Raw genomic sequence first — 23,224 nt, forward strand, 5'->3', positions numbered from 1 at the left:
AACTTGCCCGGATGTCCACCGTCAGTCCATCGACGCCCGAGCGGGCCCGGCGCCGGCCCGGCAGCGCCCACGCGGGACGCGCCGCGCGCCGCGCGCCGCGCCGGACGGCTCCGTTCAGCCGTGGCGACGGAGACGGAGACGGAGGGCGGCGGATCGGCGCCGGGAATGGCCAGTCGCCTCACCGCGCTGCTCCCACAGGGCCGTGGTCTGCCGATCGAGGATTGGACGGCCCGGCACACCCTCATGTGTCTGGTGCTCGCGATGCACCTGCCGATCATCATCGGCTATGCGATCTGGCAGGACCTGAGCCTCGCGCACGGGTTCCTGGCGGCGAGCCCGCCTGCCTTGCTGTTCGCCGCCGCGGTCGTGCCCGGCCTGCGCCGGGTCCGCGCCCTGGCCGCGAGCCTCGGCCTGCTGTGCTGCTCGGTCGTGCTCGTGCACCTGTCCGACGGCCTCACCCCGATGTACTTCCACTTCTTCGTGGTCGTGGCGCTGATCGCGCTGTATGAGGAGTGGACGGTCTACCTGCTGGCCCTCGCGTTCGTGTTCGTCGCGAACCTGGTGATGGGAGACATCGTCAGCGTCGGCGCGGTGCTGGACAACGCCTGGCTGCTGGCCGGTCTGCACGCGGGGTTCATCTTCGCGCTCGCCTGCGCGCAGATGGTCTTCTGGCACTACAACGAGCAGTCCCGCCGGCGGGTGGAGCATTACCGCCAGCAGCTGTACGAGGGTCAGCAGAGCCTGATGGCCCGGCTGGAGGAGACCGACCGCATCCGCAGCGACCTCGTCGCCACCGTTTCGCACGAGTTCCGCACGCCGCTGACCGGAATCCGAGGAAACTTGCTCACCATCAAGCGGCGCCGCAGCCGGCTCTCCGACGCCCAGCTCGACGATCTGCTCGACGCTGCGGTCAACTACTCCGACCGGCTCTCCCGGCTGCTGGAGAACATGCTGACGGCCGCCACGGCCACCGGCACGGACGAGACGACCATCGCCGACCTGCCCGAGGTCGTCCGGCACGTGATCGCCAACCTGTCGTACACGAGCTCGCCCAGCAGCATCACGGTGGACCTGCCGCCCGAACTGCCCGTGCGGATGGCGCGGCAGGCCCTCATCCAGGTGGTGGCGAACCTGGTCGACAACGCCCTGGTGCACTCCTGGCCGGGCGCGCCCGTGCGGCTGATCGCGGGCCGGGTCGGCGACGAGGTCGTGCTCCGCGTCCGCAACCCCGGGCCCGACCTTGATCCCGGCACGATCCGCCAGCTGTTCGAGCCCTTCACGCAGCGAGATGGCACCGCGACCCGGCCGACGGATGGCGCGGGAATGGGTCTCTACGTCGTCCGGCGGCTCGTCGAGGTGCATGGCGGACGGCTACGGATGTCGTCAGAGAACGGCGAGATCATCGTCGAGGTCGACCTGTGGGCGGCTACCGCCCACGCGGCCCTTGCGCCCGAGCCGGAGGCGGCGCTGCCGGTGCCCATGCCGCTGCCCCGCAGCATCCGAACGGACGACGAGGAACCGCGTATGCCGCGGCTCGCCAGCGGTCCGCTGGCCTGCAACGACATTCGATCGCTGCCCATGGACAAGCTCGGCTGAGCCTGCCGTCCGGCTGAAGTTTCGCCCGGCGAAAACCCCGGCCCTGAGGTGCGCGATCGGCTCCAGCCGACCAGATCAGGCTGGAGCCAGGCCGATTCCCCGGGCGCCGGTGCAGCCCACGGCTCGACGCGGAGGCGCAGCCCGCGGCTTTGGGCGGTGCCTGGGCGGAATGGAGTTCAGGCGCAGGAACTGCCCATATGGGCACCAGCCAGTGCGTTTGATGGCTTGGCTCCTGGCGTCTCCGCAGCGCCGGCCGGCCGAGCGTGGCCAGACGGTCAGGCCTTCTTCGTCGGGGCCGCGCTCGTCGCCGCCGTCGGGGCTGGGGCCGGCGCGGGAGTGGGCGCGGGAGCCTTGCAGCTCAGGCTGAGCGTGACCGTCGTCGAGTTGCTCGGATGCCGTCCACTGTTGGGCGTGTAGGACAGCACCTTGCTGGTGTAGCCCGTGGGGCAGGAGCCGTTCACCCACGGGAAACCAGCGCTGCTGAGCTTGGACTTCGCGGCTGATTCCGTCAGTCCGGTGACGTTGGGGACCTCACGGCAGTCGTTGCCCTGGGCCTGCAGGCTGATCGTCGTCGTCTTCGCGATCTTGCCGTTCTTCGGGGACTGTTTCACGACCGCGTCAACAGCGCCGCTGTCGAAGCAGTCGTACGACTCGCTGGTGTTCGCGAAACCGGCCGACCGCAGCGTGTTCTTCGCCGTGTTCAACGGCGACCCCTCGGTGTTGGGGACGGTCGCCGTGCCATCGTCGGTCGGCGACGGGCTGCTGCCAGCGGTCGGGCCGGTCGGCGGCGTCGTCTGGGCGGCGGAGGCGCCGGGCGCCGGGCTAGTGCCGGGCGAGGGGGAGTTTTTTGCCCCGGGCCGGACTGCGGGTGCCCCGGGAGCACCCGGGCTCGCGTTGACGCCGACGGCCACGCCGGGCGCAGCGGACCCCGGGACGCCGGCGGCCGAGCTGTCCGCGCTCGGATCCGCTGAGGCTTCCACGGCGCGGTCGGCGGACAGCGCCGAGCCGGCGTTCCCGCCGGAGGCGAGAGCCCAGCCGCCGGCTCCGGCGACGAGGGCGACGACGAGTCCGGCACCGGCCGCGATCCGGCCGCGTCGACGCCGGTCGAGCGCCGCGCGCGACCCGCCTCCGGCGCTACCGCCGGCCGCGCCGGGCTGCTTGCCGGCCGGAATTGCCGACATGACCGTGTTCGTGTCGGCGGCCGGTCCGCCGGAGCGGGCGGGGACGCGTACCGCGGGGCTCATCCCGGTCGGCGCGTCGCTGTCCCATCCGCCGCGGGCGCCGTTCTGGGCGGCGGTCATCGGGGCGATGCGGGTGTGCTCGGGATCGCTGCCGTTGCGGCCGTTGACCTTCGTCGCGGCTGCGGTCAGACTGCCCGCGATCTGGGTGTGCTCGAGATCGTTCCAGCCACTGGCGCCCGCGGCCGCGGCCGCCCCGACGCCCGCCGCAGACCGGGCCGCCCGTCGGGCGCCGGTTGGCGCGGACTCGTCGGCGGCCTGGACATGCCCCGGGATCGGCGCGGCACCGCGCAGGCTTGCCTCGAGCGCGTCGCTGAGGTCGTCGGCGGCGTCGGCGGCGCTTGCCGGCCGCTGCCTTGGGGATTTGGCGAGCATGCCGGCGAGCACGTCCCACACCGGTGCGGGCACTCCGGCGATCGGCTGTGGGTCGTCCTCCCGATGCGCCCGCAGCAGATCCGCGGGATTCGTCGAGTCGAACGGCGGCGATCCGGCGAGGAGCTCGTAGAGCACCACCCCCGCCGAGTAGACGTCGGCTGCCGGGGTCGGGGGGGCACCGGTGCCGAGCTCGGGCGCCATGTAGAGGGGGGTGCCGATCGGCCCGGTCGCGCTGACTCGGGACGGCGTGCTGATCACACGGGCGATGCCGAAGTCGGTGAGTCGGACGATCGGGCGGTCGGGCACAGAGGTGTCGATGAGAATGTTCTCGGGCTTGACGTCCCGGTGAACGATCCCGGCGGCGTGCACGCTGTCGAGGGCCCACAAGGTGCCGATCGCGAGCCGGACCGCCTCCTGAGCGGGCCGCGGGCCGAATTCCCGCAGATGCGCCCGCAGATCGGGGCCCTCGACGAGATCCATCACGATGGCCAGTGCGCCGGGCTCGTTGACGAGGTCGCGGACCGCGACCAGGCCCGGGCTGTCGAGCTCGACGAGCAGGTCCCATTCCCGCAGAAACCGGTCGACGATCTCCGGATCATCGGCGAGCTCGCGACGCAGCACCTTGATGGCCACCGCGGCGTCGTCCTGGACCCGGACACCTCTCCAGACCTGGCCGGTCGTACCCTGCCCGAGCAGCTCGTGCAGCACGTACCGCGAACCCAGTTTGCGCACCGCGCCCTGTCCCTCCTTGGCGCCGCACGAGGCGGCCGAACCTACGGCGGCACCGCCGCAGGCGACGATCGCCCGGCCACGCGGAACCCGAAGAGTCCTCCGGACGGGCGCCCCCAGTGCGCGGGCGACTTATATCGCTTGCTCGCTGGATGGCAATGACCCCATTGGGCCAGCCGGTCTACTTCTCCGATCATCCGAGACGGACGACTCGAACAGGCTACGACGTCGGAAAGCCACTCCCTGCGGCGGGGGAGACCCGCCGCCGCGGGGACGTCTCATCGAGCCCAGCAGGCGTAGTCCGCGTTCCGTTTAGTTGTGGGGCCCGATCGGGACACTTCCAATGTCCAGAAAGCCTGGAAAAGTGGGGAAAACGTGTCCGCGTGGTCACCGTCGGCCGCCCGGGAAACTCGGCTTGGTCGGCAAGTCGGCCGATCTCCAGTGGCCCCGAGTTGGCAGCGAGTGGATCCTTCAGTCGCCGACCGATGTCGACAGCCGCGCTGCCGCGGCGAGCACGGCCGTTCCGTGCCGGCGCCCCGGAGACCGGGTCAGCCGCTCCAGCGGGCCGGACAGCGACACCGCCGCGATCACCGTCCCGGATTCGCCGCGGACGGGGGCGGACACCGAGGCCAGGCCGGTCTCCCGTTCGCCGACGCTCTCGGCCCAGCCCCGCTTGCGCACCAGGGCGAGTGTCCCGCCGTCGAACGGCGCGGCGGCGAGCAGGTCGTCCTCGGGGTGATCCGCGAACGCGAGCAGGACCTGCGCCCCGGATCCCGCCGTCATCGGCAGCGCCGCGCCGACCGGGACCGTGTCCCGCAGGCCCCTCGCCCGCTCGGAGGCTGCTACGCACAGTCGCAGAGCCCCGCGCCTCACGTAGAGCTGGGTGCTCTCCCCGGTGACGTCACGCAGGTCGGTCAGGACCCGGTCGGCCCGGTCGAGAACGTCCCAGGGCAGTGGGATGGTCACCCCGGCCGCCAGCCGCGGACCGGCGACGAACCGGCCGGAGCCGTCGCGCCCGACGAGGCGGTGAACCTCGAGCGCGCTGGCGAGCCGGTGCGCGGTCGCCCGGGTGAGCTTGGTCCGGGCCACCAGGTCGGCGAGGGAAGCCGGACCCTGTTCCACGGCGGCCAGGACGAGTGCCGCTTTGTCCAGGACCCCGACTCCGCTAAGATGTTCCATAGAATGATACTGCCATCCCATATTATAAGATGGCAAGATCGGAAATTGGCGTGATACCGACTTGCGGAACAACCCGGATCGCAGGAACGGTCGGACGACCGCGCGGGCAGCTTGCCCGCCACAGGGAGGGAAGTGGCCATGGGGCGCACACTCGCGGAGAAGGTCTGGGACGCCCACGTGGTGCGGCGCGCCGAGGGCGAACCGGATCTGCTGTACATCGATCTGCACCTCGTGCACGAGGTCACCTCGCCGCAGGCGTTCGAGGCACTGCGGCTGGCCGGCCGGCCGGTGCGTCGTCCCGACCTGACGGTCGCCACCGAGGACCACAACGTGCCGACCACGAACACCCTGGCGCCGATCGCGGATCCGATCTCCGCCGCGCAGGTCGAGGCGCTGCGCAAGAACTGCGCCGAGTTCGGGGTGCGGCTGTATCCGATGAACGATCCCGGGCAGGGCATCGTTCACGTCGTGGGCCCGCAGCTCGGGCTGTCCCAGCCGGGCATGACGATCGTGTGCGGCGACAGCCACACCTCCACCCATGGCGCGTTCGGGGCGCTGGCGTTCGGCATCGGCACCAGCCAGGTCGAGCATGTACTCGCGACCCAGACGCTGCCGCAGGGCCGCCCGAAGACGATGACGGTCACGGTCGAGGGTGACCTGCCGGCCGGCGTCACCGCGAAGGACCTCATCTTGGCGATCATCGCCAGGATAGGCACCGGCGGCGGCGCCGGGCACGTCATCGAGTACCGCGGCGCGGCAGTCCGGGGCCTGTCGATGGAGGGCCGGATGACCGTCTGCAACATGTCCATCGAGGCCGGGGCCCGCGCTGGAATGATCGCTCCCGATGACACCACGTTCGACTACCTCGCCGGCCGGGCGCACGCCGCCACCGGGCCGGCCTGGGACGAGGCCGTGGCCTACTGGCGGACGCTGGCCTCGGACGACGACGCCGGCTACGACCGGGAGGTCGTCATCGATGCCGCGAGCCTCTCCCCGTACGTGACCTGGGGGACCAACCCGGGCCAGGCGGCGCCGCTCAGCTCGCGAATCCCCGCGCCCGCCGACTACACCGACCCGGCCGCGCGGGCCTCCGTCGAGCGTGTGCTGACCTACATGGGTCTCACCGCAGGCACGCCGCTGTCCGAGGTCGCCGTCGACACGGTGTTCATCGGCTCCTGCACCAACGGCCGGCTCAGCGACCTGCGCGCCGCGGCCGAGGTGCTGCGGGGCCGGCAGGTGGCCGACGGCGTGCGGGCCTTGGTCGTTCCCGGGTCGATGCAGGTCAAGGCGGCGGCCGAGGCGGAGGGGCTGGACGAGCTCTTCCGGGCCGCCGGAGCGCAGTGGCGTAGCGCCGGCTGCTCGATGTGCCTCGGGATGAACCCGGACACGCTGAGTCCGGGGGAGCGCAGCGCCTCCACCTCGAACCGGAACTTCGAGGGGCGCCAGGGACCGGGCGGGCGGACCCACCTCGTCTCTCCGGCGGTCGCCGCGGCCACCGCGGTCACCGGCCGGCTCACCGCCCCGGCGCAGCTGTAGGCCGCGCCGGGGCGGTCGCCGCTCCCGTCAACTCGCCGGGAGCTGCGCGGCCGCGACCGCCATCCTGATCACGACTTCGTTCAGAGAGGAGCGTTTCCGGCGATGGAGGCGTTCACGATTCACACCGGTCGGGCCGTGCCGCTGCGGCGCAGCGACGTCGACACCGACCAGATCATCCCGAGCGAGTGGCTCAAGCGCATCGAGCGCACCGGGTTCGGCGCCGGCCTGTTCTCCGAATGGCGGGCCGACGAGGGCTTCGTGCTCAACAACCCGGCCTATGACGGTGCATCGATTCTGGTCGCGGGCCCCGACTTCGGTACCGGCTCGTCGCGCGAGCACGCCGTGTGGGCGTTGCAGGACTACGGCTTCCGGGCGGTGATCTCGCCCCGGTTCGCCGACATCTTCCGGGGCAACGCGCTCGGCAACGGGCTGCTGCCGGTAGAGCTGCCGGCGGAGACGGTCGAGACCCTGCAGGCCGCCGCGGAGCAGGATCCGACCATCGAGATCACCGTCGACCTGGTCGCCCGCGAGGTGCGGGGAGCCGGGCTGGTCGCCTCGTTCGAACTCGACGACTTCACTCGCTGGCGGCTGTTGGAGGGCCTCGACGATGTCGGTCTGACCCTGCGAAACGAGGAACTGATCACCGAATTCGAGGCGACCCGAGCGGCCTGGCTGCCCTCGGTGGCCTAGCCCCGCTCGGCGGGCGATCGCGCCACCGGCGACCGGCCCCGGACGCGATCGGCGTCCAGGCCGGCAGAGGGCTGCGGCACAGTCGATGCGGCCCTGCCGGCCAGCCCTCGATCGAGGTATGGTGAAAATCACATCGAGGTCGATGTGGGGGCGGATCGGGTTGAGTGGTCGGTCGATGACCGAGCGGCTACTCCCGATCGATCATCGCCTGTGGCGTTTGCTTGATTACGTAGCAGAGCTGGGCGCGTGGTGGCGGAGGCGGCCGGCTACCAAAGCGTGACATTGAGCCCAAAGAAGCGGGCATCTCTCGCTACTCAACGTGATGAATCTACCGGATGGTTCGCGTCGGCGGTACAGCACGCATCCCGTCGCCCACTGGCGCGAACCTGTTGACGTACGGGTTTGTGTGACGCGACACGGTCGTGGGAATTGCCCTCGACAGTGGAGATGCCTACGGTGCAGCGCAGTGTGATGCCCGATCTGCTCCCCACCCCGCGCCTGCGGGGGGCGTCCGGAGGTTGTTGTGAACAAGTCCCAGTTGGTTGACCGCATCGCCCAGCAGATCGAGGGCGGACGGTCGAATGCCACCAAAGCCGTCGACGCCGTGTTCGACGCAATTCAGGAGGCCGTCGCCGGCGGCGAGAAGGTGACCATCACCGGCTTCGGCGTGTTCGAGCGGGTCGAGCGGGCCGCCCGCACCGGGCGCAACCCGGCTACGGGCGAGCCCGTGCACGTCGCAGCCTCGGTGGTGCCGAAGTTCCGGCCCGGCTCCGAGTTCAAGTCGAGCGTCTCGGCGAGCGGCGACTGATCCGCGGTGCGGGCGCCGGGCTCACCGGTGCCCGCGCCGCATGGCCTCGGCCATGAGATCGTGTTGGTAGTCCGACAGCCGGACGTCGTCCGCTCCGGTGGTCTGCCGTTCCCACCGACCGTCGGACTGCAACACCCATCCGGACACCTCGTCGGAGAACGCGTGATCCAGGATGCGGCGCACGGTGTCGCGGCGCTCCGGATGCGGCACCCGGACGAGTGCCTCGATCCGCCGGTCCAGGTTGCGATGCATCATGTCGGCGCTGCCGATCCAGAACTCGTCCGCGGATGCGAACTCCAGGATCCGGCTGTGCTCGAGGAAACGGCCGAGGATCGACCGGACGTGCACCGTCTCCGACAGGCCCGGCACGCCGGGGCGCAGGGCGCAGATGCCCCGCACCAGGCAGTGCACGGGAACGCCCACCATCGACGCGCGGTAGAGTGCGTCGATCACCTGCTCGTCGACCAGGCTGTTGACCTTGAGGCGGATGCCGCAGGGACGGCCCTCCTGGGCTGCCCGCGCCTCCGCGGAGATGCGCTGCAGGATCCCGTCGCGCATGTGCTGCGGGGCGACCAGCAGCGAGCGGTACTCGGTCTGTCGGCTGTACCCGGTGAGCACGTTGAACAGGTCGGTGAGGTCGGCGCCCACCTCCGGATCGGCGGTGAGCAGGCCGAGGTCCTCGTAGAGGCGCGCGGTCTTGGGGTTGTAGTTTCCGGTGCCCACATGGCAGTACCGGCGCAGCCCGCCGCGTTCCTGGCGCACGACGAGGCAGGTCTTGCAGTGGGTCTTCAACCCGATCAGGCCGTAGACGACGTGGCAACCGGCACGCTCCAGCTCGCGCGCCCAGCGGATGTTGGCGCTCTCGTCGAACCGCGCCTTGATCTCGACCAGCACGACGACCTGCTTGCCCGCCTCGGCCGCCGAGACGAGAGCGTCCACGATCGGGGAGTCGCCGGACGTGCGGTAGAGCGTCTGCTTGATGGCGAGAACCTGCGGATCGGCGGCGGCCTGTTCGATGAACCGCTGCACGGACGTCGTGAACGAGTCGTACGGATGGTGGACGAGGACGTCACCCTCACGCAACACACTGAAAAAGTCGGGCGTCTCCCCCCCCGCGGTGAGGAGCCGGGGATGAGTGATCGGAACCCGCGGTGCGTCCTTCAGCTCCGGCCGGTCGAGGTCGTACAGGGCCCACAAGGCCGACAGGTCGAGCATCCCGGCGACCCGGTGCACCTCCCGCTCGGTGACCTCGAGCTCGCGCACGAGCAGGGCGAGCAGGTTGGAGTCGATGTCCTCGTCGACCTCCAGCCGGACGGCGGGACCGAAGCGTCGGCGGGCCAGTTCTCGTTCGAGGGCCTGCAGCAGATCCTCCGCCTCGTCCTCCTCGACCTCGAGATCGGCGTTGCGGGTGACCCGGAACCGGTGGGAGTCGATCACTTCCATGCCGGGGAAGAGCTGGTCGAGGTGCGCGGCGATCACCTCTTCGAGTGGCACGAAGCAGGCGCTCTCCGGTGGCGTCGGCCCGGCCACGGGAAAGTCGACGGACGGATCCACCTCGACGGGGACCAGCCGCGGGACGTTCTGCGGCACCTTCACGCGGGCAAAGCGGTCGGCTTGCCCGCCAGGATCGCGGACATGCACGGCAAGGTTGAGTGAGAGGCCGCTGATGTAGGGGAACGGGTGCGCCGGGTCAACCGCGAGCGGCGTGAGCACCGGGAAGATCTGCTGGTGGAAGTAGCGGTGTAGCTGTTCCTGCTGGGTCTCGCTGAGCTGGGACCAGGATCGGATGCTGATCCCCGCGTGCGCCAGGGACGGCACCACCTCGGCGGTGAAGCACCGCGAGTGCCGCTCCGTCAGCTGGGCGGCGGCCCGGCTGACGAGATCGAGCTGTTCCCGGGCGCTCAGGCCGTCCGCCGAGCGGACCGCGAGGCCGGTGGCCTCGCGCCGCATCAGGCCGGCGACCCGGACCATGTAGAATTCGTCGAGGTTGCTGGCAAAGATCGCCAGGAACTTGGCCCGTTCCAGCAACGGCGTGGCGACGTCCTCCGCGAGCGCCAGTACTCGAGCATTGAAGTCGAGCCAGGACGTCTCGCGGTTGATGAACCGATCGGCCGGCAGATCGGACGGCGCCGGCGGGCGGGGCGCCTCCAGGGGTTCGAGCAGGCCGCTGCGGGCCTTGCGCTGAGGCCGTTCGGTACGGGTCGCCACCAGCTCGCTCATGCTTGTAGATGGTGCCAGCCGGCGATGAACTCGGCAGCGCGGGACGATGTCCGGATTCGGCCATCCGATGACGGATCGGCGGCGTTGCGGCGAGCCAAAGATGTGATCCGTGCCCGTTGTAATGATTCGGTAGCCGGCCGGTTGCCGCGCGCCGAGTCCCGGGGCCGGTAGTTAACCGTACGGAAACAGTCGAAGGCGACGAGCGGCAGTGTGATGGAAACATCGGCCGTCCGGAGGTCCTTCTCGGCGGAGCCGGTCGTCGCGGCTATTCCTCGATCAAGCACGCACGGCGTGTCTGATATCACAGCGCTCGGCGGGCCACGGCGGAGAGGTCGTCGGCGAGCAAGTCGGACTTGCTCGACCCCGTCGGGGACTACTCCGAGGTGGCGCCGACCTCCGGCCGGTACGCCGGGGCGGGGGACTCTGACCGCCAGGCAGCAGGTGACCGTCGACGCGGCGGACGCCCGAGAAGACCGCGCGGCACGCGAGGCATATCCATACTCTTTGTGATAGGGCGATCACGCTCTACGTTGACGATGGGTGCTAACGCGCCCGTCGATCACTTTTGGTGATTCGTCCGGCCGTTTCCGTCGCTCTATGGTGATCCTTTTGTCTCGGGCGGCCGGCGCACGGGGGAGGAGGGCGGGACGGGGAATGCTTCTCTACGCCATCGCAATCGCTGCCGGCCTGGCCGCGACGCTGAGCTGCGCGTGGGCCGCACGTCGGCTCGGCCGGGCCCGCGGCCGCTGGCTGATCTGGTTGTCGTCCGCGCTGACCGCCTGGACCGTAGGGCAGACGGCCTGGACGCTGCACCGCTGGGACCGGCTCGCCACCGTTCGCCCGATGGTCGCGGACGTCGGGTACCTCGCGGATGCCGGGCAACTCGCCATGCCCGTCCTGGCGCTGGCCGCCCTCGCGGCGGTACCGGCGAGCCGGGCGCGGCGTTCTCGGCTCCGTTCCCCCCTGCGCGCCACCACAACCCCGGCCGGGGAGCTGGGCGGGATGGGCCGGCTGGCCGGTGGGGGCGCGACTGAGTCGCCTCGCTCACGGCCTGCGGTTCGCCGGGCGACCTGCCACCGCCCTCGACGAGATCATTCTCGGCGGCTCGCTGTTCCTGCTCACCTGGTCGGGGCTCCTGGCCGGCCTCGGCGAGGCTGAAACCGCGGACACCGCCGGGGGCGAGAGCGCCGTCGGGGCGGTGCGGCACCTGGTGGCGGTGGCGCACCCGATCGTGGTCCTCGTACTGGCGCTCGCGGTCCTGCACGTCACGGGCTTCCGTCAGCCGGTGGACCTGCCGGCCGTCGCCACCGCCGGGATCGGCCTGGTCTTCCTGGCAGTCGTCGGCGTCTGGTGCGCACAGGTCGGCGGCGATGCCGGCCGGCTGAGTAGCTCGTTGGCAGGTCTGGGGGCGGTGGTGGGCGCCTTGCTCATCGCTCTTGCGGCTTGGCGTGTGGGCTGGGCGGGCGACGGGGGTGGGACGGCCCGGGAAATGCCGCGTGGCGACCTCGTCGGCTGGCTCCTGCTGGCGGTGCCCTACGTTCCCGCCGCCGGCATCGTCGGGTTGATGCTCGGCCGATCACGGACCGGCGTTGTGCTCGACCCGGTCGAGATCGTGGTCGGGTCGGCCCTGGTCGCCGCGGTCCTCGTCCGGCAGATGGTCACCCTGCGGGTGAGCCAGCGACTGGTCGCGCAGATTGGGCACGCCGAGCGCGAAGTGCGGCACTGGACCTCGCACGATCGGCTCACCGAGCTCGCGAACCGCACGCTGTTCCACGAGCGTCTCACCGACGCCCTCGCCGCCAGCCGCCATGACGGTCGGGGACGTCGCCGTCCTGTACTGCGACCTCGACGACTTCCGCATCATCAACGACAGCCTCGGCTACGCCGCCGGGGACCATCTGCTGCGCGCCGTCGGCCAGCGCCTGCGGCACTGCGTGCGTGCCTCGGACACCGTCGCCCGGTTGGGCTCCGACGAGTTCGCCGTACTGCTTGACGGCGGGCGGGAGCTGCCCGAGACGTTCGCCGAACGCGTGCTCGCGGCCCTGCGTCAACCCGTGTCGGTGGACGGCCACCACTGGCCCGTGCGGGGCAGTGGTGGCCTGGTCGTGGCCGGTCGTACCCAGGAGACGACGGAGGTCCTGCTACGACGGGCCGACACCGCCGTGCACGCGGCGAAGCGGACGGGTAAGAACCGTCTGGTCGTCTACCGGCCAGGATTGGGCTCCGCTCCCGGCGCCCACCTCGTCGCCGGCACTCATCTGGCTGACGCGCTGGCCACCGCGCTGCGCCGGGGCGGCCGATCGGCCGGGTTCGACGTCCACTACCAGCCCATCGTGCGTCTGCGTGACCGCCTCCCGGCCGCGCTGGAGGCGCTGGCCCGCTGGACGGCGCCCGGCCGCGGACCGGTGCCGCCCGGCACGTTCGTCGCGGCCGCGGAGAGCGGCGGCATCGTCGGCGCGCTGGACGACATGATTCTCACCCAGGCCTGCGCGGAGATCGCGGTGGCCTACCCGGACTCCGCGCTTCGCCTGCACGTGAACGTCTCCGCCAGCAGGGTCACCGACATGACCCTGCTCGACAGCGTCGCCCGCGCGCTCGCCGCGAGCCGTTTCGATCCCCGCCGGCTGGTCGTCGAGATCACCGAGACGAGCCGGATCGACGACCTGCATGGTGCGCGCGAGGTCCTCGACGAGGTACGGGCGCTGGGCGTCGCCGTCGCCCTCGACGATGTCGGTGCAGGTAACAGCACGCTTGCCGCGATGCACCTGCTACCGGTGGACGTCGTCAAGCTGGATCGGACTCTGCTTGAACCGCCGCAGGACGGGGGTCGGGTGACGGCGATGCGTCACCCGATGATCACCTTGGTGCATGCCCTCGGCGCCGTCGTCGTCGCGGAAGGCATCGAGCGCGAAGGTCAGGTCGCCGAACTGGAGGAGCTTGGCTGCGAGCTGGGCCAGGGCTACCTGTTCGCGCGGCCGGCTCCGCTGCCCCTCGCACCGACGCGGCCGTGGGCCGCCTGCGGTGGCCGGCTACCGGCTGCCGAGCCGGCCCGAGGGGCGGACCCTGCCGCCTGACGACTCTGTTCCGAGGCGGTGCCCCGACCCGACTCCCGCCGGGGCCGAGTCAGGGCACCGCCGCCCGGCCGACCAGAAGAGCCGCCGCCGTTGCTCCGCCAACCCCCAGGTCGCGCGCCTGCGCGAGATCGTCGACGGTGTCGACGTCGCGTCGTAGCCCGGGTACCGAGGATCCGAGGGCGTCGGTCAGGTCCACGGCCCCTGAGCGGCGGTGCGCGACGTGGCTGTGCGGTCCGAACGACGGCCCCAGCGGCGCTCCGGTCGTGGCGGTGAGCAACACGGTGCCCGTGCCGGTGGCGTCGGCGAGGACCGCGCGACGGTGGTTACCAGCTGCAGCCAGGGCCTGGTGCAGCTCCGTGGTCCGCAACGCCGGCAGATCCCCGGACAGCGCCGCCAGCGGATGCCCGGGCCAGCGGCCGGCCGCAAGCTGCGCGCCGTGCGCCAGCGCCGGATTGAGGCCCTGGTCGGGGGCATCCGGAACGACGACGAGGCGGGCGCGCATCTGGGGCGGCAGCGCGGGGGCCGGTGACGGACCCGCGCCGTCTCCAGCGCTGAGGTCATCCTGGTCGCGCAGCCGCGACAGCGTCCGGCGGAACGTTTGATCATTTGTCACGATCACCACGGCGCCGACGAGGTCGGTTGCGGAGGCGAGCACGGCCGTCACCGTGTCGATGGCCATTGCGAGCGCCAGCAGGCTTCGATCCGGCCGGTCCAGCCGGCTCTTCGCCCGCGCCAGGTTCTTCAACGGCAGAAGGACCGTCCAGGACGCCCCGCCTTGTGGGAGCCACACGAAGGTGACCATAGGCCATGGGGTGGCGTGGCGGCGGGCGCGAACCAGGCGATGATCGACGATGACGTGGACGCGACGCCGGCGAGTCGGCCGCCGTCACGCCTTGACCGTGGGGTGAGCGTCGTCCGTAGGCGTATCTCCAGTGTTCGCCTCCAGTCGCTGCCTGTGTTGATCGTGCGGGCGGCGAGCGCGGCCCTTCGCCGAGCATGGTCTCACGTCGATGGAGCCGTGGCAACGTCCCTGGTGGGCGGCAACGTCGTTGGTGAGCGGCGCATCCTGCGTGATGCCCGCCAGAGCGGCGTCTACGGTCGAGTGTGAGGACGCGGTGGGTACGCCATCGCGCAGCGTCGGGGTGCTCGCAGCACCGGGCGTAGACGCCGGTCCCGTGACCCACCGGAGGGAACCATTACCGCCGATCCCAACAACGACCGGTCCGAGGACGCCGTGAGCGGGGTCACGGCCCCGGTCCCGGCACAGCCGCCCGGGGCTTGCAACGGTGCGACCGCGGGCGGTCGCCGCACTGCTCCTGGGAGTAGGAGGTGAGGCGGGTGGCGGTACTGACCGCCGGGTCGTGGGGGACCGTCTTCGCGAAGGTCCTAGCGGACGCGGGCGCTCAGGTCGACCTCGTCGCCCGGGATCCGCAGGTCATCCGCTCGATCAACCGTCGGCATGTCAACCCGCGATATCTGCCCGCGGTCCAGCTCCCCGACCGGATCCGGGCGACGGCCGATCCGGGCGGCGCGCTGGCGGGCGCTGAGCTCGTGGTGCTGGCCGTGCCCTCGCAGGCGTTGCGCTCGGTGCTCGTCCGCTGGGTGTCACGGATCGCGTCCGACGCGATCTACGTGAGCCTGATGAAGGGGGTCGAGGCGGGCAGCCGGCTGCGGATGAGCCAGGTCATCGCGGAGGTCGCCGGAGTGACGCCGGACCGGATCGCCGTCGTCAGCGGCCCGAACCTGGCACATGAGATCGCCGCGGAACATCCGGCGGCGACCGTCGTCGCCAGCACCTCGACCCGGACGGCGGAGATCGTCCAGACTGCCTGCTGGACCCCCTACTTCCGGCCCTACACGAATCATGATGTGATCGGATGCGAGCTCGGTGGGGCGGTGAAGAACGTGATCGCCCTTGCCGCCGGAATGCTCGAGGGAATGGGTTTCGGCACCAACAGCCTCGCATCCCTGATCACCCGAGGTCTCGCCGAGACGTCGCGGCTCGGCATCGCGCTGGGCGCGGAACCGATGACCTTCGCCGGCCTGGCGGGGCTCGGTGATCTCGTGGCGACCTGTGGCTCGCCGCTGTCGCGTAACCGTACCTTCGGCGAAAAACTGGGGCGTGGGCTCAGCCTGGCGCAGGTGGAGGCGGAGCAGCGGCAGGTCGCGGAGGGGGTGCGGTCCTGCCGACCGTTGCTGACCATGGCCGATCAGCTCGGCGTCTCGATGCCCATCACGCAACAGGTCGAGCGGGTGCTTTACGAGGGTCTGCCGCCGCTGGAGGCGGTCAAGGATCTGATGAGCCGGGAGCCGGGGCCGGAGTACCGAACTCATCGGTGACGCCGGTCAGACATCCCCAGATCGAATCAGATGTAGCCGGCCTGACTCGACCTTGACCATCTGCGGCTACCTATGACTACCTGCGGTGACGATATCCGTGATCCACCGGGCCGATCCCCGTCCCGAGGGGGAAACCAGCCGCCAGCGCCCCGCTGACGTACTCCTTCGCGGCCCGGACGGCCTGCGTCGGCGAGTCGCCCTGCGCCAGCCTCGAGGCGATCGCGGAGGCCAGAGTGCACCCGGTGCCGTGGGTGTGTCGCCGGTCCATCCGGCGGCCGCGCAAGAGGATCTCGGTGGACCCGTCGGTCAGCAGATCGACCGCGTCGCCCTGCAGATGACCACCCTTGATCAGCACCCAGCGCGGGCCCAGCGCGAGCATCGCCGCGGCGGCCCGGGGCAGATCGGCCTCGTCTCGCACGGTCACCCCGGTCAGGAGGCGGACCTCGTCGAGGTTCGGGGTTGCGATGGTAGCGCGCGGCATGAGCTCCAAGCGGACGACGTCGACCGCGTCGGGAGCAAGCAGCGGGTCGCCGTGTTTCGACACGCCCACCGGATCGACCACGACCGGTGCGTCGATGCGGTCCAGCTCCGCGGCGACGAGGGCGACCAGGGCGGCCGAGGACAGCATGCCGGTCTTGACCGCGTCGACCCCGATGTCATCTACCACCGCCCTGATCTGGGCGCGTACCGCCGCGGACGGCAGATCCCACACCCCGTGGACGCCCAGCGAGTTCTGCGCCGTGACGGCGACGATGGCGCTCATCCCATGTACGCCGAACGCGAACATCGTCTTGAGATCAGCCTGAATCCCCGCGCCGCCGCCCGAATCGGAGCCCGCGATGGTCAGTACGCGCGGCGGCGCCGCGGCCGGCGCGGCGATGGGAGCGGGTTCGCTCACGGGACGCTCGGAACCTTCATGTGTCTCCTCGAGCTTCACTATGCGTAGCGAGAATCGTGGTTGCCATCACAACCGGGTACGAGACCGTACTGCTGCACCCCAGGATTGGGGACCGGATGAGCGTGCGGGGGGCGTCGGCCGACGCCCGTCGGTCGAGTCGAAGAAATTCCTCGGCGTCAGAGGCTCTCATCCGGCCCGTTTGCCTGTTACCTTCTGTCGGCCCGTAGTTCTGCTCGACGGGCTGTTGACGTCCGACGAGGGAGCGTCTGTGGTCCACGCGTACATCCTTATCCAGACCGAGGTCGGCAAGTCCGCGTCGGTTGCCAAGGAGATCGAGCAGATCCCCGGGGTCACCCAGGCAGAGGACGTGACCGGTCCCTACGACGTCATCGTGCGTGCTGAGGCGCCCACGGTGGACGACCTGGGCAAGATGGTCATGTCTAGGGTGCAGTCGGTTGACGGCATCACCCGCACGCTGACCTGTCCGGTCGTCCATTTTTGAGAGCTGTGATCGGTAGAGAGACGATGGTCGCCCGCTGGGCGTCCACGATCGGACATGTCAGTAGTGGGTCGTGAAGTGGCGGGTCGGGCGGCAGTGGGTCGTGACGAGCAGGGCACCGTCTGGCGGGCATTGACCCGTCTTCGGGTCTCGGTGTCGCGCCGGGCGACCGTCGGACTCACCGCCTGCGGCACCGTGGGATGCCTGCTGCTGACGAGTTGCGGTGGGCTCGGACCGGTCCGACTGACCAACGTCCCGGTGCCGGCGCCGTCCGACCATGCGACCTGCGCAGCCCTCATCGGGGCGTTGCCCTCGTCACTTGGCCACGACCTGGACCGGCGCCGACTCGAGCCACCGCGTGACTCCGCGGCGGCCTACGGCCGGGGACCGATCGTCCTCACCTGCGGAATAGCGGACGTGCCGGCGAGCTACCGGCGGGACTCGATGCTGTCGGAGGTCGACGGCCTCGGGTGGTTCGTGGAGAAGCTCGGGGGGACCCTGCGGTACTCGACTCCGACCCGCTCGCCCCACGTCGTGCTCACCCTGCCGGTTTCCGCCTCAACCGAGGTGCAACCCTTCGACATCCTCGTCTCCGTCGGCCCGGCGGTGCGGGAGCACAGCGCGTCGACGGCGCCCTGAGCGCCGGACCGGACCGGACCGCGGAGCCCGTGGTCAGCGCAGCCCGGCGCCGTCACGCAGGGCGAGCCGTACGAGCCGGTCGACGAGCTGCGGATAGGTGATCCCGCTCGCCTCCCACATTCGGGGGAACATCGACGTCGGGGTGAATCCCGGCATCGTGTTGACCTCGTTGACGACCACCTGATCTTCCGGGGTGACGAACACGTCAACCCGCGCGAGCCCAGCGCAGTCGAGTGCCTCGAACGCCGCCACCGCCACCTTCTGCACGCGGTCCAACGCCGCCGGAGACAGCCGCGCGGGGATGTCGAAGCGTGTCTGGTCGGAGACGTACTTCGCCTCGAAGTCGTAGAAGCCGGCTGACGAGGTGACGGTGATCTGGGCCGGGATGCTGGCTTGCGCGCCAGGCCCGTCCAGCCGACCGAGCACCCCGCACTCGATCTCACACCCCGTGATCGCCGCTTCGACCAACACCTTGGGGTCGTTCGCCCGGGCCGTCTTGACCGCCGTGTCCAGATCGGCCCAGGCATCGACCCGGCTGATTCCAATGCTGGATCCACCGCGGGCCGGCTTGACGAAAACCGGCAGGCCGAGGCGTTCCTGGTCGGCTTCGGACAGGGTCTGGCCGGCTCGTAGCACGGCGTACGGGCCGATAGGCAGACCCGCGGCGCGCAGCAGGGATTTCATGTGCTGTTTGTCCATGGCGGCCGCGCTGGCGAAGACGCCCGAGCCGATGTAGGGCAACCCCGCCATCTCAAGGAGGCCCTGCACGGTCCCATCCTCCCCGAAGGGGCCATGCAGGAGCGGGAAGACCACATCGATGTCCCCGAACGGGCTGCGGATGGCCTGCGTCGCATCGTGGGGGAGTAGACGTGACATGGTCGGGTCCGGGGCGAGCACGACACCCGTCCCCCGGGACGCCGCGACCGAGGGGAGTTCCCCGTCCGCCGGCGCGAGGGCATCCGCTCCAGGCAGGACGACCCAGCGCCCCGACGGGTCGATGCCGACCAGGACGACGTCGTAGACGTCGGGGTCGAGCGCGCGCAGCACGCCGCCGGCAGACACGCAGGAGATCGCGTGCTCCGTGCTGCGGCCACCGAACAGGAGTGCGAGTCGAATCCGACGCCTGATGCCTGCCATGCGGGGACACTAACGGATCGCCGCCGGGGTCCGCGCCCGCACCCGGCGACGGCGACCGGCGACGGCGAAGACGGGAGCGTGACCGTCACGTTCGGACCCGCCCAAGGAGGACGGGATGGGAGAACTGTCAGCGTTGCTGCCCGCGGACCGGATGGTCGCCGCTTTTCGGCGCATCGTCACCGATCCCGTCGACGGCTCGATGCTCGACGCGGACGGTGGGGAGACCCGGGTCGACAACACGGACCCGCTGTGTCGACATCACCACCGGTTGAAGCACGCCGGTACCTGGACGCTGAGCCAGCCCGTGCCCGGCCACCACATCTGGACGAGCCAGATCGGGTACCAGTACATCACCGAGCCCGGGCCCTACCTCGACGAACAGGTGTAGAGCCGGTCAGGCGCGGGCGACCGTGCCCGCCTTGATGCAGGAGGTGCAGACGTTCAGCCGCCGACGGGTGCCTCCCACTACGGCACGGACCGTCTGGATGTTCGGATTCCAGCGACGGCGGGTGCGTCGGTGGGAGTGGGAGACCGACATACCGAAGCCCGGTCCCTTGCCGCAGACGTCGCACACCGAAGACACGAAAAACACTCCGTCGAAGTAGTAATGGTCCCGGTGCCATGCCCGGGACGTCGGGCGGTCAGGACCGCGATCGTACTCATCCCGTGAGCCTGATGGCCTGGTCGGGAGAACTCGCGCAGCAGAGACCAGCTTGAGATTACCCCAGGCGTTGTGGTCCTGGGCGTGGGGCGCGAGGCGATCGAGCTCGGCGCCGTCGGTGGTCCGGTGCACTATCTGGGGTGTGGTCGACCTCGACACGTCCCTGAAGTCACTCCTCGGTCAGCGGACCGCCACCCTGTTGGCGGAGGGCCTTGAGCTGCATGTGGTCGGTGACCTCCTGGCGCACCTGCCCCGCCGGTATCACGAGCGGGGCGAACTGACAGATCTCGCCGACCTGGTCGTCGGTGACACGGTCACGGTCCAGGCCAGGGTGGAGAAGGCCGAACGCCGACCGATGCGAGGCAGCCGTGGGTCCATGCTGCGAGTGACGGTCACAGACGGCACCCATCCGCTGGCACTGACCTTTTTCAACCAGAGCTGGCGGGAACGCGATCTCCGTCCCGGGACGACGGCGCTGTTCGCCGGGAAGGTCGACGAGTACCGCGGGCGCCGGCAGCTGACCAACCCCGAGGTCCAGCTGCTGGAGCCGGAGGTGGACAGCGACGTCACCGGCCCGCTGTTCGCGAACGCGCTGGTGCCGATCTACCCTGCCGCCGCCAAGGTGCCGAGCTGGACCTTGGCCAGATGCGTCCGACTGGTCCTGGATTCTCTCGGTTCCCTGGAGGACCCCCTGCCGGAGGACCTGCGCCGGCGGCATCGCCTGGCCACGCTCGCCGAGGCCTACCGGCTGGTGCATCAACCCACCGACCGTGGCCAGGTTGCGTCGGGGCGCAGGCGCCTCACCTGGGACGAGGCTCTGGTCCTCCAGGTGGCGCTGGCGCGCCGCCGCCGCGAGGTGGAAGCGCTGGCAACGACTGCCCGCAACGCCAGGCCGGACGGCCTGCTGACTGCGTTCGACGCTGCGCTGCCCTTCCCCCTCACGGCGGGCCAGCGTGAGGTGGGCGCCACCATCGCGGGCGAGATCGGGCGTCCGGTGCCGATGCACCGCCTCCTGCAGGGCGAGGTCGGGTCGGGCAAGACGGTGGTGGCGCTGCGGGCGATGCTCATCGTGGTCGATGCTGGCGGCCAGGCTGTGCTCCTCGCACCCACGGAGACGCTCGCCGCCCAGCATTGCCGGAGCCTGCGGGAAATGCTGGGTGACCTGGCGCGTGACGGCGAGCTCGGCGCCGATGAACGGGCGACTCGGGTGACCTTGGTCACAGGCTCGATGGGGGCCCGCGCTCGGCGAGAGGCGTTGGCGGTCATCGCGGAAGGCTCAGCTGGCCTCATCGTCGGAACCCATGCCCTGCTGCACGATGAAGTCGTCTTCGCGGACCTCGGGCTGATCGTCGTCGACGAGCAGCACCGGTTCGGTGTCGAACAACGTGATGCGTTGCGGGCGCGGGGTCGGCGTCCGCCACATCTGCTCGTCATGACGGCGACCCCGATCCCGCGAACCGTGGCCATGACTGTCTTCGGGGATCTGGAGATATCCGAGCTCACCGAGTTGCCGAGGGGCCGTTCCCCGGTCGCCACCTTCGTCGTTCCTGCAGCGATGCGCTCGTGGGCCGATCGGATGTGGGGGCGAATCCGTGACGAGGTCGCGACCGGTCGCCAGGCCTACGTGGTGTGCCCCCGTATCGGCGGGGACGGAGCGGATGACGATACCGACGCGATGGCCGACGAGGCGCAGGGGCGGGCGGGACGTCCGGCGGCGACGGTGACGGACGTGCTGCCGCAGCTGGTGGATGGTGAACTCGCCGGCCTGCGGGTGGAGTGCCTGCACGGTCGCCTCCCAGCAGCGCAACGGGAGGCCACGATGAACCGCTTCGCTCAGGGGCAGATCGACGTGCTGGTGGCGACCACGGTCGTCGAGGTCGGCGTGAACGTGCCGAATGCGACGGTGATGGTAGTTCTTGATGCGGATCGGTTCGGCGTGTCGCAGTTGCACCAGCTGCGGGGGCGGGTCGGGCGCGGCACCGCACCCGGGTGGTGCCTGCTGCACACGGCGTCGGACCAGGCAACGCCAGCCTGGGACAGACTGGGAGCGGTCGCGGCGACCAACGATGGGGCGGAGCTTGCCCGACTCGACCTGGCGCAGCGTCATGAGGGGGACGTGCTGGGGGCGGCCCAGTCCGGGGGACGCCGATCCCTGAAGTTGCTGGCGCTGTTGCGGGACGAGAAGCTGATTCGGGAGGCCCGTGTCGAGGCAACTCGATTGGTCGACGCCGATCCTGAACTGGAGCGGCATCCCGCCTTGCGGCGCCTGCTTGATGCGGCGCTCGATGATGCCAGTGCGGCTTTTCTCGAGAAAGGATGATCGGCGCATCGATGACGCGCATTATCGGTGGGGCCGTGGGTGGCCGGCAACTCGTCGTCCCCACGGGTCGATCCACCCGGCCAACGTCGGATCGGGCCCGCGAGGGTTTGTTCAACACCTTGTCGACGTGCGTCGATCTGTCGGGTGCCCGGGTCGCGGACCTGTACGCGGGTTCGGGCGCAGTGGGCTTGGAGGCGTTGTCCCGCGGAGCGTCGCACGTGCTTCTGGTCGACCATGGCCCGGCGGCGGTCCGGGCGCTGCGGCGGAACGTGGCTGCTCTCGGGCTCGCGGGAGCCGAGATCGTGCAGGCCTCGGTTTCGCGTGTGGTGCAGAACACTTCTAGTGATCCCTACGAGGTGATTTTTCTCGATCCTCCCTATGCGATGAGTGACATCGAGCTTCGCGAAGTACTGGCAAGGCTCCACGGTGGTGCATGGTTGGCCGTTGACGGTGTCTGTGTAGTCGAAAGGTCTCACCGGTCGGGTCCGGTTACGTGGCCGGACGGATTGTGTGCGTTGCGTGATCGGAGGTATGGGGAGGGTGTTCTCTGGTACGGTATTCGATCATGAGGAGGGCAGTCTGTCCCGGTTCATTTGATCCGATCACCAATGGCCACCTTGACATCGTCGTCAGAGCCAGCAAGCTCTTCGATGAGGTCGTGGTCGCCGTTTCGATCAACAAGAACAAGGCCACCCTGTTCACCATCGATGAGCGCATGGAGCTCATTCGTGAGGCGGTGCGCAATCATCCGATGTCGCCATCAAACGTAGTGGTGGACGCATCGCACGGGCTGGTGGTCGACTTTTGCCGTGCGCGCGGTATCCAGTCCATCGTCAAAGGACTGCGCGCGGTCAGCGACTTCGATTATGAACTCCAGATGGCGCAGATGAACAATTCGCTCGCTGGCGTGGAGACGCTTTTCATGAGCACGAACCCGCAGTATGCGTTTTTGTCCTCAAGTCTGGTGAAGGAGGTCGCTCGCTACGGAGGGGACGTCTCGCACCTGGTTCCCGACGTGGTCCTCAAGCAGCTCCGCGAGCGTGCGGTCGAGCGTGCGGTCGAGTAGTTCGCGCAACCACTCGCGCTGAGGATGTGCCCGCTGCAGCCCGCCCGACGTGGGCAGGATGGGTGGCCATGGCCGAACCGCCAGGTGCTCCTGGCGGTTGCCGGCAGCGTGCAGGTCGTGCCGTGACTCGATCGGATACGCTGGTCGCTGTAGTCGCCGACTGGCTGGTATGCGTCTGGTGGCCCTCCGAGTGGCCTGAGGGGCCGTCGGGGGCCAGGT

General features: G+C 70.1%; 20 protein-coding genes. 13 read left to right on the plus strand and 7 right to left on the minus strand.

All coding sequences use genetic code 11. The features are described from left to right. Positions 1–120 precede the first annotated feature (120 nt). The gene (locus G6R25_RS00580; RefSeq protein ID WP_235947027.1) at positions 121–1,596 is read left to right on the plus strand and encodes a sensor histidine kinase; all 1,476 of its coding nucleotides are present in this window, start codon (positions 121–123) and stop codon (positions 1,594–1,596) included. 275 nt (positions 1,597–1,871) lie between these two features. Here the strand turns inward: G6R25_RS00580 and G6R25_RS00585 are convergent, their stop codons facing one another. After that, positions 1,872–3,941 carry a serine/threonine-protein kinase gene (locus G6R25_RS00585; RefSeq protein WP_163551234.1) on the minus strand — a complete coding sequence of 690 codons (2,070 nt, stop codon included), beginning with the start codon at positions 3,939–3,941 and terminating at the stop codon, positions 1,872–1,874. A gap of 468 nt (positions 3,942–4,409) precedes the next feature. After that, positions 4,410–5,117, minus strand: coding sequence for an IclR family transcriptional regulator (locus G6R25_RS00590; RefSeq protein ID WP_136447786.1), 708 nt, complete (start codon positions 5,115–5,117; stop codon positions 4,410–4,412). 138 nt (positions 5,118–5,255) lie between these two features. On the opposite strand from G6R25_RS00590, the gene leuC reads away from it, so the two are divergent. The 3 genes from leuC to G6R25_RS00605 all read left to right on the plus strand — a co-directional run bounded on the left by leuC (position 5,256) and on the right by G6R25_RS00605 (position 8,151). Continuing rightward, complete coding sequence (gene leuC / locus G6R25_RS00595; protein WP_163551235.1) at positions 5,256–6,653, plus strand: 3-isopropylmalate dehydratase large subunit; 1,398 nt, start codon at positions 5,256–5,258, stop codon at positions 6,651–6,653. Positions 6,654–6,755: 102 nt separating this feature from the next. Next, positions 6,756–7,343, plus strand: a complete 588-nt coding sequence (leuD, locus tag G6R25_RS00600; protein WP_163551236.1) for a 3-isopropylmalate dehydratase small subunit — start codon at positions 6,756–6,758, stop codon at positions 7,341–7,343. A gap of 523 nt (positions 7,344–7,866) precedes the next feature. Then, positions 7,867–8,151 (plus strand): HU family DNA-binding protein, encoded by a 285-nt coding sequence (locus G6R25_RS00605; protein WP_136447789.1) that lies wholly within the window; start codon positions 7,867–7,869, stop codon positions 8,149–8,151. Between the two features lie 21 nt (positions 8,152–8,172). Here the strand turns inward: G6R25_RS00605 and G6R25_RS00610 are convergent, their stop codons facing one another. Next, the gene (locus G6R25_RS00610; protein WP_163551237.1) at positions 8,173–10,371 is read right to left on the minus strand and encodes an RNA degradosome polyphosphate kinase; all 2,199 of its coding nucleotides are present in this window, start codon (positions 10,369–10,371) and stop codon (positions 8,173–8,175) included. A 654-nt stretch (positions 10,372–11,025) separates the two neighbouring features. Here G6R25_RS00610 and G6R25_RS25880 point away from each other — a divergent pair. Further along, complete coding sequence (locus tag G6R25_RS25880; protein ID WP_235947029.1) at positions 11,026–11,529, plus strand: hypothetical protein; 504 nt, start codon at positions 11,026–11,028, stop codon at positions 11,527–11,529. 650 nt (positions 11,530–12,179) lie between these two features. After that, on the plus strand, positions 12,180–13,445 hold the full coding sequence (locus G6R25_RS25885) for a putative bifunctional diguanylate cyclase/phosphodiesterase (protein WP_235947032.1): 1,266 nt from the start codon (positions 12,180–12,182) through the stop codon (positions 13,443–13,445). Between the two features lie 49 nt (positions 13,446–13,494). Here G6R25_RS25885 and cofC read toward each other — a convergent pair whose 3' ends face one another. Next, on the minus strand, positions 13,495–14,247 hold the full coding sequence (gene cofC / locus G6R25_RS00620; protein ID WP_163551238.1) for a 2-phospho-L-lactate guanylyltransferase: 753 nt from the start codon (positions 14,245–14,247) through the stop codon (positions 13,495–13,497). Positions 14,248–14,774: 527 nt separating this feature from the next. Here cofC and G6R25_RS00625 point away from each other — a divergent pair. Continuing rightward, positions 14,775–15,785, plus strand: coding sequence for an NAD(P)H-dependent glycerol-3-phosphate dehydrogenase (locus G6R25_RS00625; protein ID WP_163551239.1), 1,011 nt, complete (start codon positions 14,775–14,777; stop codon positions 15,783–15,785). A 76-nt stretch (positions 15,786–15,861) separates the two neighbouring features. On the opposite strand, the gene thiD is transcribed toward G6R25_RS00625, so the two are convergent. Continuing rightward, complete coding sequence (gene thiD, locus G6R25_RS00630) at positions 15,862–16,683, minus strand: bifunctional hydroxymethylpyrimidine kinase/phosphomethylpyrimidine kinase (RefSeq protein WP_136446309.1); 822 nt, start codon at positions 16,681–16,683, stop codon at positions 15,862–15,864. A gap of 268 nt (positions 16,684–16,951) precedes the next feature. On the opposite strand from thiD, the gene G6R25_RS00635 reads away from it, so the two are divergent. Beyond that, on the plus strand, positions 16,952–17,185 hold the full coding sequence (locus tag G6R25_RS00635; RefSeq protein WP_009742309.1) for an Lrp/AsnC family transcriptional regulator: 234 nt from the start codon (positions 16,952–16,954) through the stop codon (positions 17,183–17,185). Positions 17,186–17,248: 63 nt separating this feature from the next. Next, positions 17,249–17,821: a DUF3515 family protein gene (locus G6R25_RS00640; protein ID WP_235825512.1), complete on the plus strand. Its 573-nt coding sequence runs from the start codon at positions 17,249–17,251 to the stop codon at positions 17,819–17,821. A gap of 33 nt (positions 17,822–17,854) precedes the next feature. Here G6R25_RS00640 and G6R25_RS00645 read toward each other — a convergent pair whose 3' ends face one another. Beyond that, positions 17,855–18,958, minus strand: a complete 1,104-nt coding sequence (locus G6R25_RS00645; RefSeq protein ID WP_163551240.1) for a D-alanine--D-alanine ligase family protein — start codon at positions 18,956–18,958, stop codon at positions 17,855–17,857. Between the two features lie 115 nt (positions 18,959–19,073). On the opposite strand from G6R25_RS00645, the gene G6R25_RS00650 reads away from it, so the two are divergent. Beyond that, a complete protein-coding gene (locus G6R25_RS00650; protein ID WP_163551241.1) occupies positions 19,074–19,346 on the plus strand; it encodes a hypothetical protein in 273 nt (90 codons plus the stop codon). Between the two features lie 6 nt (positions 19,347–19,352). Here G6R25_RS00650 and rpmB read toward each other — a convergent pair whose 3' ends face one another. Further along, positions 19,353–19,541 carry a 50S ribosomal protein L28 gene (gene rpmB, locus G6R25_RS00655; protein WP_163551242.1) on the minus strand — a complete coding sequence of 63 codons (189 nt, stop codon included), beginning with the start codon at positions 19,539–19,541 and terminating at the stop codon, positions 19,353–19,355. Between the two features lie 220 nt (positions 19,542–19,761). Between rpmB and recG the strand changes: the two genes are divergently transcribed. Genes recG through coaD form a run of 3 tightly spaced genes read left to right on the plus strand, consistent with a single transcriptional unit; the run spans position 19,762 to position 23,005 of the window. After that, complete coding sequence (gene recG / locus G6R25_RS00660) at positions 19,762–21,939, plus strand: ATP-dependent DNA helicase RecG (RefSeq protein WP_136446331.1); 2,178 nt, start codon at positions 19,762–19,764, stop codon at positions 21,937–21,939. An 11-nt stretch (positions 21,940–21,950) separates the two neighbouring features. After that, a complete protein-coding gene (gene rsmD / locus G6R25_RS00665) occupies positions 21,951–22,508 on the plus strand; it encodes a 16S rRNA (guanine(966)-N(2))-methyltransferase RsmD (protein WP_136446314.1) in 558 nt (185 codons plus the stop codon). Continuing rightward, complete coding sequence (coaD, locus tag G6R25_RS00670) at positions 22,505–23,005, plus strand: pantetheine-phosphate adenylyltransferase (protein WP_136446315.1); 501 nt, start codon at positions 22,505–22,507, stop codon at positions 23,003–23,005. The genes rsmD and coaD overlap by 4 nt, the downstream gene beginning before the upstream one ends. The last annotated feature ends 219 nt before the right edge of the window (positions 23,006–23,224 follow it).

This window comes from Candidatus Frankia alpina (assembly GCF_902806485.1).
GTDB classification, from domain to species: domain Bacteria; phylum Actinomycetota; class Actinomycetes; order Frankiales; family Frankiaceae; genus Frankia; species Frankia alpina.